The sequence below is a fragment of the Oceanicaulis sp. genome, from assembly GCF_965284345.1.
GTDB lineage: Bacteria > Pseudomonadota > Alphaproteobacteria > Caulobacterales > Maricaulaceae > Oceanicaulis > Oceanicaulis alexandrii_A.
In genome coordinates, this window is record NZ_OZ260073.1 from 2,990,098 (window position 1) to 3,008,537 (window position 18,440).

General features: G+C 60.4%; 16 protein-coding genes. 3 read left to right on the forward strand and 13 right to left on the reverse strand.

Annotated elements, in window-relative coordinates; genetic code table 11:
* Nucleotides 1–4: 4 nt before the first annotated feature.
* Nucleotides 5–988 (reverse strand): lipoyl synthase, encoded by a 984-nt coding sequence (gene lipA / locus ACQ66J_RS14520; RefSeq protein WP_375549038.1) that lies wholly within the window; start codon nucleotides 986–988, stop codon nucleotides 5–7.
* Nucleotides 989–1,111: 123 nt separating this feature from the next.
* Here lipA and ACQ66J_RS14525 point away from each other — a divergent pair, with 123 nt between their 5' ends.
* The 3 genes from ACQ66J_RS14525 (at nucleotide 1,112) to ACQ66J_RS14535 (ending at nucleotide 3,861) form a co-directional block, all read left to right on the forward strand.
* The gene (locus ACQ66J_RS14525) at nucleotides 1,112–1,417 is read left to right on the forward strand and encodes an autorepressor SdpR family transcription factor (RefSeq protein WP_375549037.1); all 306 of its coding nucleotides are present in this window, start codon (nucleotides 1,112–1,114) and stop codon (nucleotides 1,415–1,417) included.
* Nucleotides 1,404–2,003: a hypothetical protein gene (locus ACQ66J_RS14530; protein WP_430432183.1), complete on the forward strand. Its 600-nt coding sequence runs from the start codon at nucleotides 1,404–1,406 to the stop codon at nucleotides 2,001–2,003. The genes ACQ66J_RS14525 and ACQ66J_RS14530 overlap by 14 nt, the downstream gene beginning before the upstream one ends.
* Before the next feature lie 127 nt (nucleotides 2,004–2,130).
* The gene (locus tag ACQ66J_RS14535; RefSeq protein WP_430432184.1) at nucleotides 2,131–3,861 is read left to right on the forward strand and encodes an alpha/beta hydrolase family protein; all 1,731 of its coding nucleotides are present in this window, start codon (nucleotides 2,131–2,133) and stop codon (nucleotides 3,859–3,861) included.
* Here ACQ66J_RS14535 and ACQ66J_RS14540 read toward each other — a convergent pair.
* From ACQ66J_RS14540 to pdhA, 12 genes are all read right to left on the reverse strand, one after another.
* A complete protein-coding gene (locus ACQ66J_RS14540; RefSeq protein ID WP_430432185.1) occupies nucleotides 3,858–4,361 on the reverse strand; it encodes a DUF6702 family protein in 504 nt (167 codons plus the stop codon). The two genes, ACQ66J_RS14535 and ACQ66J_RS14540, sit on opposite strands and share 4 nt — an antisense overlap.
* Nucleotides 4,362–4,363: 2 nt before the next feature.
* The gene (locus ACQ66J_RS14545) at nucleotides 4,364–6,805 is read right to left on the reverse strand and encodes a M1 family metallopeptidase (RefSeq protein WP_430432186.1); all 2,442 of its coding nucleotides are present in this window, start codon (nucleotides 6,803–6,805) and stop codon (nucleotides 4,364–4,366) included.
* Nucleotides 6,806–6,920: 115 nt separating this feature from the next.
* Nucleotides 6,921–8,174, reverse strand: coding sequence for a hypothetical protein (locus tag ACQ66J_RS14550; RefSeq protein WP_430432187.1), 1,254 nt, complete (start codon nucleotides 8,172–8,174; stop codon nucleotides 6,921–6,923).
* Between the two features lie 13 nt (nucleotides 8,175–8,187).
* The gene (locus ACQ66J_RS14555; RefSeq protein WP_430432188.1) at nucleotides 8,188–9,039 is read right to left on the reverse strand and encodes a hypothetical protein; all 852 of its coding nucleotides are present in this window, start codon (nucleotides 9,037–9,039) and stop codon (nucleotides 8,188–8,190) included.
* A gap of 226 nt (nucleotides 9,040–9,265) precedes the next feature.
* Nucleotides 9,266–10,156: a hypothetical protein gene (locus ACQ66J_RS14560; protein WP_430432189.1), complete on the reverse strand. Its 891-nt coding sequence runs from the start codon at nucleotides 10,154–10,156 to the stop codon at nucleotides 9,266–9,268.
* Between the two features lie 148 nt (nucleotides 10,157–10,304).
* Nucleotides 10,305–10,994, reverse strand: a complete 690-nt coding sequence (locus ACQ66J_RS14565; RefSeq protein WP_430432190.1) for a hypothetical protein — start codon at nucleotides 10,992–10,994, stop codon at nucleotides 10,305–10,307.
* Nucleotides 10,995–11,088: 94 nt separating this feature from the next.
* Nucleotides 11,089–12,537: a dihydrolipoyl dehydrogenase gene (gene lpdA, locus ACQ66J_RS14570; protein ID WP_430432191.1), complete on the reverse strand. Its 1,449-nt coding sequence runs from the start codon at nucleotides 12,535–12,537 to the stop codon at nucleotides 11,089–11,091.
* 15 nt (nucleotides 12,538–12,552) lie between these two features.
* Nucleotides 12,553–13,947: an alpha/beta fold hydrolase gene (locus ACQ66J_RS14575; RefSeq protein WP_430432192.1), complete on the reverse strand. Its 1,395-nt coding sequence runs from the start codon at nucleotides 13,945–13,947 to the stop codon at nucleotides 12,553–12,555.
* Between the two features lie 154 nt (nucleotides 13,948–14,101).
* Nucleotides 14,102–15,457 carry a pyruvate dehydrogenase complex dihydrolipoamide acetyltransferase gene (locus ACQ66J_RS14580; protein ID WP_430432193.1) on the reverse strand — a complete coding sequence of 452 codons (1,356 nt, stop codon included), beginning with the start codon at nucleotides 15,455–15,457 and terminating at the stop codon, nucleotides 14,102–14,104.
* Between the two features lie 12 nt (nucleotides 15,458–15,469).
* Entirely contained in the window at nucleotides 15,470–15,901 is a 432-nt protein-coding gene (locus tag ACQ66J_RS14585) for a hypothetical protein (protein WP_430432194.1), read from the reverse strand.
* Nucleotides 15,902–15,911: 10 nt separating this feature from the next.
* Nucleotides 15,912–17,327: a pyruvate dehydrogenase complex E1 component subunit beta gene (locus tag ACQ66J_RS14590; RefSeq protein WP_430432195.1), complete on the reverse strand. Its 1,416-nt coding sequence runs from the start codon at nucleotides 17,325–17,327 to the stop codon at nucleotides 15,912–15,914.
* 5 nt (nucleotides 17,328–17,332) lie between these two features.
* On the reverse strand, nucleotides 17,333–18,361 hold the full coding sequence (gene pdhA / locus ACQ66J_RS14595; RefSeq protein WP_430432196.1) for a pyruvate dehydrogenase (acetyl-transferring) E1 component subunit alpha: 1,029 nt from the start codon (nucleotides 18,359–18,361) through the stop codon (nucleotides 17,333–17,335).
* Nucleotides 18,362–18,440: the final 79 nt, after the last annotated feature.

An 18,440-nucleotide genomic window follows, 5' to 3' on the forward strand; every position in this document is an offset into this window, starting at 1 on the left:
CTCTCTAGAGGGTTTTGCCGGACGCCAGCGCAGCCTCGCGGGCGGCGCGCATGCGCTCGAAATCATCCCCGGCATGATAGCTGGACCGGGTGAGCGGGCTGGCGGACACCATCAAGAACCCTTTGGCGCGGGCGATGGTCTCATAGCTTTTGAATTCTTCCGGGGTGACATAGCGGTCCACCGCGGCGTGCTTGCGGGTCGGTTGCAGATACTGGCCGATGGTCAGAAAGTCGATGCCGGCGGAGCGCATATCGTCCATCACCTGCATCACTTCTTCCTTGGTCTCGCCTAAGCCCACCATGATGCCGGACTTGGTGAACTGGCTGGGGTCGCGTTCTTTGACGCGTTCCAGCAGGCGCAGCGAATGGTAATAGCGCGCGCCCGGACGAATGCCGAGATAGAGCCGCGGCACGGTCTCCAGATTGTGGTTGAACACATCGGGGCGGGCGTCGATGACGACTTCCGCCGCCCCTGGCTTGCGCAGGAAGTCCGGGGTCAGAATTTCAATGGTCGTGCCTGGCGCAGCTTCCCGGATCGCGCGGATCACTTGAGCGAAATGCTCCGCCCCGCCATCGGCGAGGTCATCGCGATCCACCGAGGTGATGACGACGTGCTTGAGCTCCATCGTTGCGACAGCGTGCGCCACGCGGCGCGGCTCATCGGTATCCAGTGCGTCCGGCAAGCCTGTCTTCACATTGCAAAAGCTGCAGGCGCGGGTGCAGGTCTCGCCCATGATCATGAAGGTGGCGTGTTTTTGCGACCAGCACTCACCGATATTGGGGCAGCCCGCCTCTTCACACACAGTGACGAGATTATTCTCCTTCACCACATTACGCGTCTCGGAGAACACGCCGCCCGTCGGGGCCTTCACGCGAATCCAGTCCGGCTTACGCAGCACCGGCGTATCGGGGCGCTTTTGCTTTTCCGGGTGACGCGCGGCGCGAGCGTCGGGCGTGGCGGAGCGGGGGGATGAGATCAGGTTGACCATACGCCCCAGATAAGCCCCCCGGCCCTTTCCATCAAGTTCACAAACAGCGCCCGTGTCGGTCATTTAGGCGAATGGCGAATTATTCGCTTGCAATCATTTCGATGATTAGCTAAACATCAATTCATGAGCAATGTATTCAAAGCCCTCTCCGACCCCACACGACGCCGGGTTCTGGAGCTGCTGCGCGAACGCCCCATGACGGCGGGAGAGCTGGCGGCAGAGTTCGACGTCTCCAAACCAACCATGTCCGCGCACTTTTCCGTGCTGAAAGACGCCAATCTGGTGGACGCTACAAAAACAGGAAAAACCGTCACTTACCGCATCAAGCTCAGCGTTCTTGAAGACGCGCTCTTGGGTTTCGCCAAGACTTTTGGCCTGGGTGAGGCTTCCTCCAATGAAGAAAAGGACACAGACCATGGCGCAGACTAAAGCTCCGTTTTATTCCACGGTCGTCATTCTGGCCCTGGCTTTTCCACTGGCTGGCATCATGGCTGTTCGCGAGCCTGAGGTGGCGTGGATGTTTATCCTGGGCGCGATCTTCATGCCGGTCGCCTGGCTGGTCGTGGAGACTTTGAAATTCAGCAACCAGGCCAACGCGCCGGCCGAGGAAGACCGCGTCACGTTGAGGCAGTCGATTCGTTCCGCCGGCATCCTGATCCTGATCCCGATGGGTTTGACCGTCGTGTTCACGTCTGGTTTCACCTGGATCACCGACGCCTGGGAAGTTCGCATTCTGGGCAGCGCGTTCGGCATCGCGATGATCGTGATCGCCAACGCCATCCCCAAACGCCCGACCTCCTTGAGCTCGGGAGGCGCGTCCTACGCCAAACGCCAGGCTGTAGCCCGGTTTTCCGGGCTGGTGTTGATGATCACCGGCGCGCTTTACATCCTCGCCTCTTTCATCGTCCCGCAGGATTATTCAGCAATCGCCCTCACCAGCATCGCAGTGTGCGGATCCGCGCTGGTCATCATCCGAAGCCTGATGGCCGCTATGGGCTCCAAAGCTGAAGCCTAATGCTCAACTAAACGCCGGAGTGCGCTGACGCACTCCGGCTCCATCCTCCTCAGTTTCAGACACCATACGCAACAGCTCCCATTGAGCTGACCGGCAGAGCTGTGTCTTCAAAAGAAAGCGAACCAATATGACCGCGCGCAAATCATCCCTGTTCACGATACTGGCCGGCGGGTTCATGATCCTGCTGGTTACCATCCTCGCCTCGGGCCAATCACCAACGGACCGATCTGGAGCCTGGCTCGCCACTCTTGAAACCCCGGGCGGAAACCTGCGCCTACAAGTCACTGTCTCAATTGATGATGACGGCGCTCAGACCGCTGTGCTTGAAAGCCTGGACCAGGCGCCGGGCCAGCTTATCCCGGTCAGCACTGTGGCGATCACAGAAGATCGCTTTGAATTCTCGATCGCAGCGATCGGCGCCCGGTTCGAAGGCGAGTGGAACGACGCTGAATCCAGCTATGACGGCGTCTTCAGCCAGGGCATGCAGATCCCCACAAGCTTTGCTCGCCCGACCGAAGACACCGCGGTCTTCATCGATGGCATGGATGGACGTTGGGAAGGTCAGCTGATCCGCAATGATACCGAGCTGGAGTTCGCGCTGAACATCCAGACCGGCGAAGACGGCACGCGTGTCACGCTAGATTCCGTCTCCCAGGCCGCCTATGACATCCCGGTCCGCAACTTCAGCCGGTCCGGCGATGCAGTGTCCTTTCAAGTGCCCGCAGCCAATGTGACCTATCAAGGCCAGCTGGACGGCGACAGCTCGAGCGGCGACTGGATGCGTCCCGGTTTTGACACCGTGACCGTGACATTTGACCGCGTATCCGAGACGGTCGAGGCCCCCAACCGCCCTCAAACCCCGCAAGCCCCCTTCCCCTACACCATTGAGGAGGTTCGCATTGACAACCCGGACGCCGAGGGGGTGACGCTGGCGGGCAGCCTGACCTTGCCAGAAGGCGAAGGCCCGTTTCCAGGCGTGGTGCTGATCTCAGGCTCCGGCCCGCAAGACCGTGACGAAACCGTGTGGACCCACCAGCCCTTCGCGGTTCTGGCGGATAGTTTGACCCGTCGGGGGATTGCAGTGCTGCGTTACGATGATCGGGGGTTTGCAGACTCGACCGGTGATTTCGCCAGCGCGACTTCATACGACTTCGCCTCTGACGCCGCCGCGGTTGCGGAGTGGATGCGCAATCATCCCCTGATAAACGCCGTCGGCCTCGCTGGTCACAGCGAGGGCGGCCTGATCGCGCCGATCGTCGCCGCCGAGCACAGCGAGACCGCCTTCATTATCTTGCTGGCGGGACCCGGCACGCCGGGGCATCGCTTCATCATTGACCAGATCATGGCGAATTCTGACGCCATGGGGATTGATTCCGCAGAAACCCGGGCCCGCGTTGCGGTCATGGAAACGCTGGTGGACGCCGTCCGTCACGCGCGCGACCAGGACAGCGCAGAAGCCGCGCTGGACGGTTTGCTCACCGAGGAGACCCTCTCAATCCTTGAAGTTCCAGCCGATCAGAAAGCGGTCTTCATCAGCTCCATGAGCCGGGACTGGTACCGGGAACTGGTGAACTATGATCCGGCAGATTGGTTCGCGCGTGTGGATCAGCCTGTTCTGGCGCTGCAAGGCACGCTGGATTTGCAGATCGTCGCCGAACCCAATGTGGCGGGCTTGGAGACCCTATTGGCGGACAAGCCAGATGCACAAATCGTCGTTCTGGAGGGTCGCAATCACCTGTTCCAAAACGCGCAGACGGGCCTGATGACGGAATACGCGCAAATTGAGGAAACCTTTGACCCTGAAGTTATGGCGCTGATCGCCGACTGGATCAATGAGCGCTTCGGCGCCGAGCGCTAGAAGCGCGCGCGCCCCGGCGCACGAGAGTCCGGTCCCTGGGTCAGGGACTGGACATCCTCGCCCAGACGAATGTTCGTCAGATTGGACTGGCTGGGATGGAAATCCACCAGCAAACGATTGTCTATAATGACGGACTGGCCCTCTTCTGGCGAGTCTCCGACAAAATAAAAGAAGGTGTATTCGCCATCCGGCTCTGCGCCGACAAAACGCAAGGCCAACGGCCCCTCGCCCTCAAGCCGCATGGAGAACCGCGCGGCGGCATAAGCGCCCAAACGCAACAAGCCCTCTCGGGTCTCGTAAAGCTCGGTATCGTCAATGGCGTTAAAGCCGATCGCAGGGTGCAAATCGTGGGTATAGAGCCGGTGCACCACCTCAAGCTCACCCGTGGTCGCATTGACTGAAATATCCGTCAGCCCGGCATGAAGCCGATGGGCGTAAGCGGAACTGGCCGCTGCGCAAAGCGCAACGGCCAGAACCAGCGTCCGGATGACGGGACCCATGCTTACTGATCCCGGGTCTGGATGCTGTCGCGTTCAACGCGCAGATCCATATCGTCCATCAGCGAGGACGGGCTGGAGGTGTTGCGATACACCTCAAGACGGCTCGGCTGGATTTGCGGCGGATAATAATTGTCCGTGCGATCCGCGTCCGCGGTTTCCAGATGCGGGTCCAGCTCCACGGAGACCACTTGTTTGTCCGTGATGTAGCGCCAGATCGCGGCTTCAGGATTGAAACGCCAGATCTCGGCCGGAATGCGGACTTCGTCCGTGGTCCCGTCAGCAAAGCTGAACTCCAGAATGACCGGCATCACCACGCCGCCCTGGTTTTCCAGATTCACGAAATAGACATAGCCGTCGTAATCAAGCGCCGCAGCTTCGTGCTCGGGCAAATCGCCATCGCGCAGGCTTTCATAAGCTTCACGCTGGCGATTGGTGACCACATGCGGGTCATTGGCCGAGTAGAAATCCTGAATTTCAGGGTTCTCGTTCTCGTAGAAGGTCAGGCCCTCTTCGATATTGTTCTGAAGCGTGGTCGAGTTCGAGCCTTCATCAGCACGTTGACGCGCCAGAGGGTTCTCGATTTCCGGATCTTCAGTGTTCACCGTGCCTTCGGTGACGCTGGTGATGGCGATGTCCACATGGTCGGTGGAGTAGAACCAGCCCCGCCAGAACCAGTCGAGATCCACGCCAGAGCTTTCCTCCATGGTGCGGAAGAAGTCATAAGGCGTCGGACGCTTGAAGCGCCAACGCTCGGCGTATTCCTGGAAGGCGCGGTCGAACAGCTCGCGACCCAGTACCGTCTCACGCAGCACCACCAGAGCCGTCGCCGGCTTGCCATAGGCGTTGTTGCCGAATTGCGGGATGGAATCAGACTGGGTCATGATCGGCACCTGATTGGTGGAGACCATGTAGTTGGCGATCAGATCCGGATCACCGCGGCGCACCGGATAGTCTTCCGACCAGCGACGCTCGGCCTGGAACTGCAAGAAGGTGTTCAGCCCTTCATCCATCCAGGTCCATTGGCGTTCATCGGAATTCACCACCATCGGGAAATAGATGTGACCGATTTCGTGGATGATTACGCCGATCAGGCCGTGCTTGGCGCGGCGCGAATAAGTCAGCTCGCCATCTTCGCCGATCACCGGGCGACCATAGCTGGCGCCGTTAAAGGTGATCATCGGGTATTCCATGCCGCCCTGGGGCCCCGAAATCGACTGAGCGGTCGGGTACGGATAGGGGAAGGAGAACTCGTTATAGACGTCGATCGTGTGCTCGATGGCGCGGGTCGAATAGCTCGACCAGAGCGGCTCGGCCTCATTGGGATAAAAGCTCATCGCCATGACGCGATCCGGGGCCTGACCGGCCCCGTCCTGTTCGACGCCGACCGCGTCCCAGATGAATTTGCGCGAGGTCGCCCAGGCGAAGTCTCGGACATTCTCAGCGGAGAATTCCCAGGTCGTGGTGGAGCGACTGCCGCGGCGCTCATTGGCGCGCGCTTCATCGGGCGTAATGATAAAGACCGGCTCGTCAGCGGTCGCCGCTTCTTCGAGGCGCTCTTGCTGAGCTTCGGTCAGAACAGCGTCAGCGTTTTGCAATTCGCCGGTTGCAGCGACCACGAAGTCCTGAGGCACGGTGATGGCGACGTCATAATCGCCAAACTCCAGGGTGAATTCGCCCCGGCCCAGGAACGCCTTGTTGTGCCAGCCTTCATAATCGGAGAAAGCCGCGGCGCGGGGGAACCATTGCGCCATCTGATAGATGCAATCGCCGCCCTCGCCGTCTTCGTCAAAGCATTCCCAACCTGACCGGCCACCGATAACAGCGGTTTCGATCAGCACATGGTCCCAATCAATGGTGAAGGTAACGGAATCGCCGGTTTCCAGGGCCTGCGGCAGATCAATCCGCATCAGCGTGTCGACGACGGTGTAATCAAGCGCAGAGCCGTCTTCCAGCGTCACACCATTGATGTTGAAGCCAAGACCGTCCTCATCCAGACGCCGCGCGCGATTGAGCGTCCGGGCGGAAACGCCCTCGACGGACGCCGCCGCACCGGTGCGTGAATTGGCCCGGCTGGCGCCGCCTACCGTTTCCGTCATCACCGCGATGGACTCAGGACGGAAGCGGTTCTGGTCCATCAGGAACCACAGATAATCGAGCGTATCCGGCGCATTGTTGGTGTAGGTGACCGTTGCGGAGCCGGTCAGAACTTTCGAGTTCTCGTCGAAGGCCACGTCGATGTCATAATCGACTTGCTGCTGCCAGTAATCCGGCCCCGGCGCGCCCGTGGCGCGGCGTTCGCGAGTTGGTGTGGGCCAATCCTCATCCTCAAGCTGGCGGAAGGCGTCGCGCCAATTGTTGGTGGTCTGACGAATAGGATCAGCGAAGCTGGGCGCACTGATCACCAGTGCTGCGCCAGCCGCCAAGGCGACTTTGAACAAGGACATGAGCGCTCCCCCGATGAAGCATGTCTGCGGCTCTGTGACCGCTTACGAACAAAAAATCCCGGCCAACCTACAAGGTCAGCCGGGATTGTAACAGGGTAACGCTGTACTTAATTCATTACACAGCGTCCATGTTCGGCGTCGGTTTTGTCCGTGAGAACAAGGCGATGGTCCACGCGCCCAAGCCGATGCAGAACACGATCATGCTGATCAGCCAGCCCAGGAACGGGATCACCGACAGCAGGCCCAGCACCAGCAGCGCGACCAGCAAGGAGCCTGCCCGCAGACCAAACCCGGCCGCCTCACCCGTTCGGTTCAGGAGCAGGTCGCCAACCACAACACCGCCGAATACGTAAGACAGGAACAAGACGATCGGCAGAGCGAAGATCAGCAGGAAGGCCAGCGGGATCCCGATGACTGTCGCCAGAAGCAACACGAACAAGGTGATGGTCAGGATCGGCAGCACAGCCAGCACCACAAGACCCAGCAGACCGGACACCCAGGGTTTGCGACGGAATGCGCTGGCGATGCTCGCCACGCCTTTGGGGCTCGCCAGGGACACCAGAAGACCCAGCAGGAAGGCGCTGGCGGTAAAAACGCCGCTGAGGGCCCAGGGGCTGGGTGCAAACCCGAAATCGTCAATGCCGAAATTCACATCGGGATGATTGAAGTCGGACTCATCGTCAAAGTCATACTGCTGATAGTCCAGCTCGCCGATTTGCGCGCCTTCGGCCACATGCGGCGGCTTGGGCGAGCGCACGGTGACAGGGCCGGTGATCACGGCGCTGCTTTCAAACACCACGTCACGGGCGCGGATATCAAGCGGGCCTTCAACCGTGCCGGAAATCACGACGTCGCGCGCGTGAATTTCAACGGCCTGAACCAGGCGACCTTCCATATACAGCTCGCGCGCGCCGATCTCGGTTTCGCCCGAAATGACCGCGTCCGGCGTCAGAATGACGGTGGAGCCCGCAAGCGCCGCGTCACCGGCGACGGTCCCATTCAGCGTCAGGTCAGCACCCGCCGCGTCCAGATCACCAAACAGGTCGGCGCCGACGCGGATATCCGCCCCCGCCAGCCCCACTTCGCCCTGGATAGAGCCGTCCAGCTCGATATCCGCGGCGACGATCTGCACTTCGCCATCCACGGTCACATTCATGCGAACATCAGCGGCGAACACCGTCAGATCCCCCCCGATGCGGCCCTCACCGACCACATCGGCCGCCAGCACGAGCACATCATCATTTTCATCAAAGGAGAGGTTGAGATCTCCGCCGATATACTGACCGGCCTGGGCTGCGCCGCTCGCCGCGCCACACAGGAAGCCGGCGACCAGTAAAGAATGCAAATGTCTTTTCAGAGACTTGATCATCAAACCTCTCCTTTTACGAGTTGCGTTCGCAACGCTGGCCATTGCGGGCCGTGAAACTGATGTCAGAGGCCTGAGCGCCATCGCGCATTTCAGGCGGCGCATCCGCCATAATGGTCAGTGGGCCAGTCACCTGCCCTCGCACAACCACACGGCGCGCACAGATCGAACCGCCGACCGACCGGCCGTTCAGCTCAACCAGACCATCTTCGGGATCCAGACGTCCGCGTCCGGGGTCCACATTCAGAACCATCGGTGAATTGAGATCGCCATTGATCCAGACCGAGCGAGCGCTGAGGTCAAGACGACCGTCAATGACGCCGTCGAGTTCAAAATCAGCCACATTGGCCCGAACATTTCCCTGGACATGGCTGTTGCGATCCAGTTCCAGATCCGCGGCGGACACTTCCAGGTCATGGAAAACGCCAGACAAGCGGGCGTCTGCGACCTGGGCGAACAGGCGTCCGTCAAGACGACCGTCAAAGTCCAGATCCGCCGCCCGGATTTCAGCGCTCTCGCCGATGCTGCCGCGCCAGCTCACATCCGACGCGGTGAGCGTCACCGGCCCGTCCACATCGCCGGTGAAGGCGATGTCGGCCGCCGTGACCGCCAGGGCGCCGGCATGAAACTCGCGGGCGATGAAATCGGCTGCGCTGACCCGCAACCGACCACCGACTTCGCCGGATACGCGCACATCTGCGCCCGCCAGCCGGAAGTCGCCAGCTTCATCCAGAACCGCCGTGAAATCGCCGCCACGCAAGCTGTTGTCACTGCTGGACGCATAGGCGGGCGTTCCGATCGTTACATCAATGCAGCCTGTCAGCGCCAGAACGCTGGCGACGGCTGTCGTGAGAAGGAGACGTGTCATTTCGGGTTCCCCGATATTTCTTATATGACCAACCTTATCGAAACTCGATATCATATCGAAACTCGATAAGGAAGAAAAATTTTTCGAAAAACGATAAATTTTTTCATGTCTCGGGCCGAAGCGCGCTCAAACCAAGACTAAGGCGGCCCGCAAAACGGACCGCCTTTCCAACGTGAAATCAGGGTGTAAGGGGACGGCGCGAGTTCATCCTCGCAGCTTCGTCAGATCAGTCGGGTCGAAGGGTGTCGAGGATTTGTGCGTCCACCCAAAATATATCGACATCAGGCAGACCGTCCCCGTCCGCGGGCTGAATCATCCTGTGAAAGAAGAGATACCGTCCATCCGGGGTGACGCTTGCAGAGGCCTCCCAGGCGGGCGTGTTGATCGCCTCGCCCAGATTGATCGCCGCTCCCCATTCGCCATCAGCCTGCCTGAAGCTGATATAAATGTCTGAGCCGCCAAAGCCGCTCGTCCGTCGGCCATCCCATAAAATGTAGGACTCATCAGGCGCGATGAAGGGGTGAGCGTTGAAACTTCCCGTATTAATCGCCGCGTTGAAAGGTCTGGGCGCTTCGCGAACGCCATCGACCAGGCGTGAATATCTCAACACGCCATCTCCGTCCGCGGAGCCGATCTCGTCAAACACATAGGTTCCGGCGGACGATGCCGTCAGACGCATGATCTGAATGTCATCGAACGGCTGACCCAGCGAGTGTATCTCCGACCATCCGGCATCTGTGCGCTCCATATACCGTCCGCCGAGATGCAGCGTGGCTCCATCGGGGGCGATAAAGGGCTGACCGACCCGAGGCGACAGCACCGTCTCGCGCCAGCTTTCATCCTCATATCTGAAAACGACGAAGTCCTGCGCGTGGCCCTCCTCATCGCCCCGGATGAAATAGAACGCATCCATATCCGGCGAGAAGACCCCGCCATATTCATAGCCAGGAGACGACACCCGTCCGGGGGCGAAGGGTTCGGCAGTCAGACCGGGCGGTTGCTGACCCAGATAGGGAGCCGGGTTGGGAGACTGCGCATTGGCTTTATCCGCTTGTCCGGAAGCGCCAGCCCCCAATACAAGCACAAGACATAAAATGCCTGTCCGTATGCGCTTCATGTCCTGCCCTCGCTGTGTCCTAACCAGGGCGAGACTTAACCGGCTATCGTTCAGCGGATCGAGTGAACTCTATGTGAGGTTACACACCCCGATCAAAAAAAGGGCGGCCATATGACTGACCGCCCACCAAGTCTCATAGCTATCGCTGTCAGACCTCCTGGCAACGCTCTCCATTACGCGGCTCGAACACCACCATCTCAGGCTGAATTCCAGCCGGCAGATCGGGAGCCGTGTCCGCACGCACCCGCATCACCCCGCCAAGCGTGGCGCCGCGTTCAAAGATGACTTCATGGGCGCAGGCTTCGCCGCCGACCGCCAGATGGCCTTCGATCACCAGGCGTGACTGATCCTGGCGCTCCCGGCCCAGGAAATTCCGTTCACGGCCCTGCCCGGCGAAACGAACCTGAGCGGCGTGATCACCCTCAAGCGTCAAAGCGCCAGCGTTCGCCGTCAGTTCAGCAGCGTATCGCCCCTGCAATCGCGCATTGCCGGCGTTCAACTCAACAGGGCCCAGATAAACGCCATCCAGCTGCGCCGATCCGGCGTTGATTTCACTGGCGCCAGCAATTTGGCCGTCTACTTCGACGCTCGCGCCATTGGCTTCCAGGTCGCCGCCAATATCCGCGCGAACATCCACGGATGCGCCATTCATTTCGACCCATCCGCCCACGCGGCCTTCCAGCGTGACCGCAGCGCCATTCATCGCCACATTGCCATTGGTGTCGACTGTGCGGCGGCCCGCCAGACCATCAAATGTGGTGGTGGGGCCGTCAGACGCCTGTACGCAACCGGCCAGCAGCAGTGATCCCAAGAAGGCGCTCAAACTCATCCGTACCATGTCTGCTCTCCCAGAGTTGAAGATCGCCCCGTATGGGGAGATTTGCAGGGAAGATGCAGGCTGCACCCGATATGGATGCAGGGCGACTGAATTTTTAGCTGTTGAGCGTGCGTCCATAGGCGTCGAGCACGCTTTCCTTCATCATCTCGCTCAGCGTGGGATGCGGGAAAACGGTGTGCATCAGCTCTTCTTCGGTGGTCTCGAGCCCCATGGCGACCACATAGCCCTGGATCAGCTCGGTCACTTCCGCCCCCACCATATGCGCGCCCAGAAGCTCGCCGGTGTTTTTATCGAAAATGGTTTTGACCAGGCCATTGTCTTCGCCGAGCGCGATGGCCTTGCCATTGGCGGCGAAACTGAACCGGCCGACGCGAATGTCGTGACCCGCTTCTTTCGCTTTGGCTTCTGTCATCCCCACCGAAGCCACTTGTGGGTTGCAATAGGTGCAGCCGGGGACTTTGAGCGGGTCCATGGGATGAACATTCTCAAGACCAGCGAACTTCTCCACGCAGATCACGCCTTCATGCTCAGCCTTGTGCGCGAGCATGGGCGGGCCGGCCACATCGCCGATGGCGTAAAGCCCGTCCACATTGGTGCGGCCATAGCCGTCAATCACCACGCAGCCGCGCTCGGTCTTCACGCCTAGCTCTTCAAGGCCGAGATTTTCGATATTGCCCTGGACGCCCACGGCCGAGATCAGGCGATCCGCCTTGATCTGTTGCGTCTTGCCGTCCGACGTCTCCACATGGGCGGTCACAGCGTCTTTATGCTTGTCGACTTTTGTGACTTTCGCGCCGGTGATGATGTTGAGGCCGCGCTTTTCCAGCGCCTTGCGGGCGAACTTGGAGATTTCAGCGTCTTCCACAGGCATGATCCGGTCCATCAGCTCGACGACCGTCACATCCACGCCCATGGACAGATAAAAGCTGGCGAACTCAATGCCGATCGCGCCTGAGCCCATCACCACGAGCGATTTGGGCAGTTTTTCCGGCTTCATCGCTTCAAAATACGTCCAGATCAGCTCGCCATCCGGCTCGATCCCCGGCAGGGCGCGTGGGCGGGCGCCCGTGGCGATCAGGATGTGCTTGGCGGTGTAGCTCCCCTCGCCCAGCGTGTTTTTGGGCTGAGGGTGTTGGGGCTCCACGGCCGGCTTTGAGGGTTTGGAGACCTTGATCTCCCCCGGCTTGGTCAGCTTGGCTTCGCCCCAGATGACGCTGATCTTGTTCTTCTTCATCAGCATGCCGACGCCGCCATTGAGACGCGCCGAGACCTTGCGGGAGCGATCCACGACGGCGTCCACATCGGGCTTCATCTCGCCCTCCAGCACCAGGCCATAGGATTTGGCGTGATTGGCGTGATCCAGGATTTCCGCCGAGCGCAGCAAGGCTTTCGTCGGGATGCAGCCCCAATTCAGACAGATGCCGCCCAGATGCTCGCGCTCGACAATGGCCGTTTTCAGGCCCAGTTGCGCGGCCCGGATCGCGGCCACATACCCGCCTGGCCCAGAACCGACCACGATGACATCAAAGCTATTTTCCGACATGGGGCTCTCCGGCGGTTATGAAGGACGCATCGCCTGATCGAGCGAACAGCTCGCGGCGGGTGACTGATCATTGAAAAAGGCGTCGAGGCTCTGCTGCACGCAGGTCTGGGCAAAGAACCAAACCGCATGCGGCGCATTCTCGACGACGACGATTTCTACATCGCCGCCCGCCTCACGCATGTCCGCGACATGGCGCTCGGCGCCTGCAAGCGGGGTTTTGGGATCCAGATCACCCTGCAGCACCAGGATGGGCGGCAGGTTTTCATAGGGCGCGTCAAAATAGGAGTCGCGCTGATAAAGCGGCATCTGGGTGAAGGTCTGAACCGTGGTCAGGCTTGAGGTGAAGCCCAGACCGGCTTCCTCTTGCGCCACGTCCTCAGCAGTCATCTCAGGACGGCGATTGGTCTCGGACTCGCCAATCAGGCCCGCCAGCGTGATTGAAAAGGCGGTATCGGGATAAGCCTGCACCGCTGCGAACAGATCAAAGGCGGGCGTGACCTCAGTCTCAAAGAAGGCCGGCAACGTCTCTGGGGTTTCAATCGCCAGCTTCAGCACATCAGGGATCAGGGCGCGGCTTTGCGGCGTATCGAGCATCATGCCGAGCGCGTGCTTGAGATTGCCCCCCGGCACGTATTCAGCAAGGTCGGGCCGCTCGCCTGAATCAATCTCGACGATCAGCTGGTTGAACGCGGCGTTCACCCCGCCCTCAAACCGGGCGTCACAGACCGGATCCGCCGCGCAGCGGGCGATTACCGCGAGCCCGACGGCGTCATAGGTATGAGAGCGATGGCTGAGATCATGCTCGGCGTCATCGAGCGCTGGCACGAGGGAATCCAGCACCACCGCGTCCACAGACACAGTGCGCAGCTGGGTGAAACGCATGGCCAGACCTGAGCCATAAGACACGCCATAGACATACCGGCGACCTTCGCCGCCAAGCTCATCCATCAGATAATCAAGATCATGGGCGGCGTTGGTCATAGAAAAGGCGGTCGTACGGTCCGCATTCTGCCAAATCTCACCGAAACATGGCCCGAACTCCTCGCCCGCAAGGGCGGTTCCGGCCGGGCTGCCAGGCGTTTCGCCCGCGCAGAGACGCGAGGATTGTCCCGTCCCGCGATGGTCTGGAATGAAGACGTCATAGCCCGGCAGAGCCGCCCTGAAGCCCTCGATCTCGGTGAAATAGCTTTGCCCGGTCTCGCCCGGACCGCCCGCCAGCATCCAGATCTCGCCCACGCGCTCGCCCTGAGCCGGGAATTTGCGCACGAACAGGTCAAGGCTGCCTGCGTTCGGCATGTCAGGATGAAGCGGCGCAGCGATCCTCGCGCACAGGCTGTCTGAGAGCTCGGCGAACGCGCCTGCATCTTCACAGCGCTCAAACGCTACCTCCTCGCCCGTCGGAGCCGGCATGGGCGCGGATGTGGTCGCGCACCCTGCCGCAAGCAGCGTGAGTGCCGAGGACAAGCAAATCTGTGACAAGCGCATGGTCTTCAATCCTTTGGAGCCAGGGTCTCTTCCAAGGATGCAGGCGCGCCCGCAAACGGTTGCAGGCGCGCCGCAGCGCTTACATCAGCATGGTCATCGGGTCTTCGATGAAGCCCTTGAAGGCGGACAACCAGCGCGCGCCGTTGGCGCCGTCGACCACACGGTGATCACAGGTCAGGGTGACCGTCATCACGGTCGCTTTCGCCAGCGCGCCATCGGTGATCACCGGCCGTTCCTCACCCGCGCCCACGCTCAAAATCATGCCCTGAGGCGGATTGATGATCGAGGCGAAGGAGGCGATACCGAACATGCCCAGATTGGACAGCGAGAAGGTGCCGCCCTGGTATTCCTCAGGCTTGAGCTTGCGATCGCGCGCGCGGGCGGCGAGGTCTTTCATCTCAGCGGAAATCTGCGCCAGACCTTTTTGATCCGCATCCTTGATGATGGGCGTGATCAGACCGCCCTCGATCGCCACGGCGACGGAGACGTCAGCGTGCTTGTGCAGGGCGATCCGGCCATCCTCGATCCAGCTGGCGTTCGCTTGCGGAACTTTCTTGAGCGCCAGACCTGACGCCTTGATCAGGATGTCATTGACCGACACCTTCACGCCTTCAGGCGTCTTGGCGTTGATGTCCTTGCGGAATTTCAGCAGCGCGTCGAGGCGGCAATCCACATTGAGCGGGAAGTGCGGAATATCACGGAAGCTTTCGGACAAACGCTTGGCCGAGATTTTCGTAATATTGTCAGCCTTCTTGATCTCATAGCGATCCGCGCTGATGCCGTATTGCGCCAGCGGTTCATGCTCATCGACCGGTTTGGACGGCTGAGCTGTCGGCGCGTCGGATTTCGCAGCGGTTTTGTCTTCCGCCTTGCCGACGCCTTTGTCTTTCGCCTCTTCAATATCGCGTTTGACGATCCGGCCTTTCGGACCGGAGCCGTCGAGCGCCTTCAGATCCAGCCCCGCATCCTTCGCCATGCGGCGCGCCAGCGGCGACGCCTTGATGCGGTCTCCGTCGTCATCAGCCTCAGCGGCGGGCGTTTCGGATTTGGAGTTTGACGACGCCTCAGACTTGGCCGCTGACGATTTCTCGTCGCTGTCAGCTTTGTCGTCAGACGCCTTGGAGTCCGCCTCGCTGGAAGACGCGCCTTCAGCGCCCTGAGGCGTGTAGCCGTCCAGCGCGCTCTTGTCCTCGCCCTCTTCAAGCAGCAGGCCGATGGGCGCATTGACCTTTACGCCTTCAGAGCCCTCTTCGACGAGGATTTTGCCCATCACGCCTTCATCGACGGCTTCGACTTCCATCGTCGCCTTGTCGGTTTCGATCTCGGCGATCACATCACCGGAGCTGACGGTATCGCCTTCTTTCACCGTCCATTTGGACAGCGTGCCCTCTTCCATGGTGGGCGACAGGGCGGGCATCAGGATTTCGATGGGCATCAAAGGGCTCCGTCAAGCAGAACCGCCCGGCTGCGCGTTCGAGCGCAACGTGGAGCGGGCGAAAAAGGTCAGGAAGAACAGCGCGATGTAGACAACCACAAGCGCGCCGTTCATCGAATTCTGGATCAGCGTGTCTACCCCGGTCAGCGCATTGTTGAGCGCGGCGTCCCCGGTGGGCGACAAGCCGACGGATTGGTCCAGCTCGATCAGCGTCTGGATAAATCCGTCATGGATACGTTGCGAGCCGTAGGCGACCCGACCGAGAAAGGCGAGCACCAGGGTGAGAAAGAAAAACGAAAAGAGCCGCAAACCGAAACCGGCATGGCGTAGGAAGACCCACACCGCCACCACATAGGCCGACACGATTGTGAAGAAGACCTGGACGCCGTTTAACAGGATGTCCTGGTACTCCACCATTTGTTCGATGACATCGGCCTCGGTCATGCGGCGTCTCCTAGTCCGCGTAGCACACCTGCTTGACGGCCTTGATGATGTCCTCAACGCCCGGCAGCGACAAGGCTTCAAGGTTCGCCGCATAGGGCAAAGGCACGTCTTTTTGGAACACGCGGGTCGGCGGCGCGTCGAGATAATCAAACGCGTCCAGCGTCACCCGCGCAGCGATTTCCGCGCCGACGCCATGCTGGCCCCAGCCCTCTTCCGCGCACACGATGCGGTTGGTTTTCTTCACCGATTGAATGATCGTATCGGTGTCGAGCGGGCGCAGGGTGCGCAGATCGATCACCTCGGCTTCGATCCCGTCTTCGGACAGCTTTTCAGCAGCCTTCAGAGCAAAGCCCACCATGCGCGAATGCGCGGTGATGGTGACGTCAGAACCTTCGCGTCGCACTTTCGCTTTGCCGATGGGCAGCACGAAATCATCCATGTCGGGGATTTCAAACGTCTCGCCATACATCAGCTCGTGTTCCAAGAACACGACCGGGTTCGGATCGCGAATGGCGGCTTTCAGAAGCCCTTTGGCGTCCGCCGCATCATAGGGCGCGATCACTTTCAGCCCGGGCACAGACGCATACCAGGCGGAATAGTCCTGGCTGTGCTGAGCGCCCACACGCGAGGCCGCGCCGTTCGGACCGCGGAACACCATCGGGCACCCCATCTGGCCGCCGGACATGTAAAGGGTCTTGGCGGCCGAGTTGATGATGTGATCGATCGCCTGCATGGCGAAGTTGAAGGTCATGAACTCGACGATCGGTTTTAGACCGCCGAACGCCGCGCCGACGCCGAGACCGGCGAAGCCGTGCTCTGTGATGGGGGTGTCCACAACGCGCTGATCACCGAATTCCTCGAGCAGCTCGCGGGTCACCTTGTAGGCGCCTTGATACTGGGCGACTTCCTCACCCATCACGAACACTTTGTCGTCCGCGCGCATTTCTTCCGCCATCGCGTCGCGCAGGGCGTCGCGGATGGTGATCTCCTTCATCTTGGTCCCGTCAGGAATGTCAGGATCAGAGAGGGTCTTGCCCTTGGGCTTTTGCGGCGCTTCGGCCTTGGCTTCGGATTTGGACTCCGCTGTCTTGTCAGGTGCGTCGTCCTGACTGTCAGACTTGGAGTCAGCGGCGTCCGCGTCATCGGCTTTAGGGTCATAGCCCTCAAGCGCGCTGTCATCCTCGCCCTCTTCGAGCAAGATCGCGATGGGCGCGTTCACCTGAACGCCTTCGGTCCCCTCATCGACGAGGAGTTTGCCGACCTTGCCCTCTTCAACGGCTTCAACTTCCATCGTCGCCTTGTCGGTCTCGATCTCGGCGATGACATCGCCGGAATTGACCTGATCGCCGGGTTTGACGGTCCATTTCGCCAGCGTACCTTCCTCCATGGTGGGAGACAGGGCGGGCATGAGCACTTTGATTGGCATGTGTCTTAACCCTCGATCAGAACGTCGGTGTAGAGCTCGGACGGATCGGGCTCGGGGCTGTCCTTGGCGAAATCGGCCGATTTACTGACAATGGCCTTCACCTCTTTGTCCATCTCCTTGAGCGCGTCCTCGTCGGCATAGCCTTTGTCGAGGATGATCTTGCGCGCCAGATCGATGGGGTCCTTGTGGTCACGAATGTCGTTGACCTCGTCGCGGGTGCGGTACTTCGCGGGATCGGACATGGAGTGACCGCGATAGCGATAGGTCTTCATCTCGAGGATGAACGGCCCCTTGCCGGAGCGGGCGTGCTCAACGGCGCGGCTCGCGGCGTCATAGACAGCCGTCACGTCCATGCCGTCCACTTCCTCGCCGGGAATGCCAAAGGACGCGCCGCGTTTATGCAGATGCGTCTCCGAGCTGGCGCGCGCAACGGATGTGCCCATGGCGTACTGGTTGTTCTCGATGATGTAGACCACCGGCAGATCCCAGAGCTTGGCCATGTTGAAGCTCTCATAGACCTGGCCCTGATTAGCCGCGCCGTCGCCGAAATACGTCGCGCAGACCTTGCCGTTCTTCTTGTACTTGTCAGAGAAAGCCAGCCCGGTGCCGATGGAGACCTGAGCGCCGACAATGCCATGACCGCCAAAAAACTGCTTGTCGCGCGAGAACATGTGCATGCTCCCGCCCTTGCCCTTGGAATAACCGCCTTCACGCCCTGTGAGTTCAGCCATCACCCCGTTCGGGTCCATGCCGGTGGCCAGCATGTGGGCGTGGTCGCGATAGCCGGTGATCACCTGATCGCCGTCTTCCAGCGCGCCCTGCACACCCACAACGACCGCTTCCTGGCCGATATAGAGGTGGCAGAAGCCCGCGATCAGACCCATGCCGTAGAGCTGGCCGGCTTTTTCCTCAAAGCGGCGCATCAGCAGCATGTCTTTGTACCAGCTCATCAACTGGTCTTGCGAGACTTCGGATTTTTTGGTGCGCGCGGAGGAGGACTTGTTCGCGGCGCTGGTCGAGCGTTTCGTCGCCATATATTTCACATGCGAACCAATGGGTTCGCACTCCCTGTTGACGTCACTCCAGCCTTTAACAGGGATGATGAGATCACGT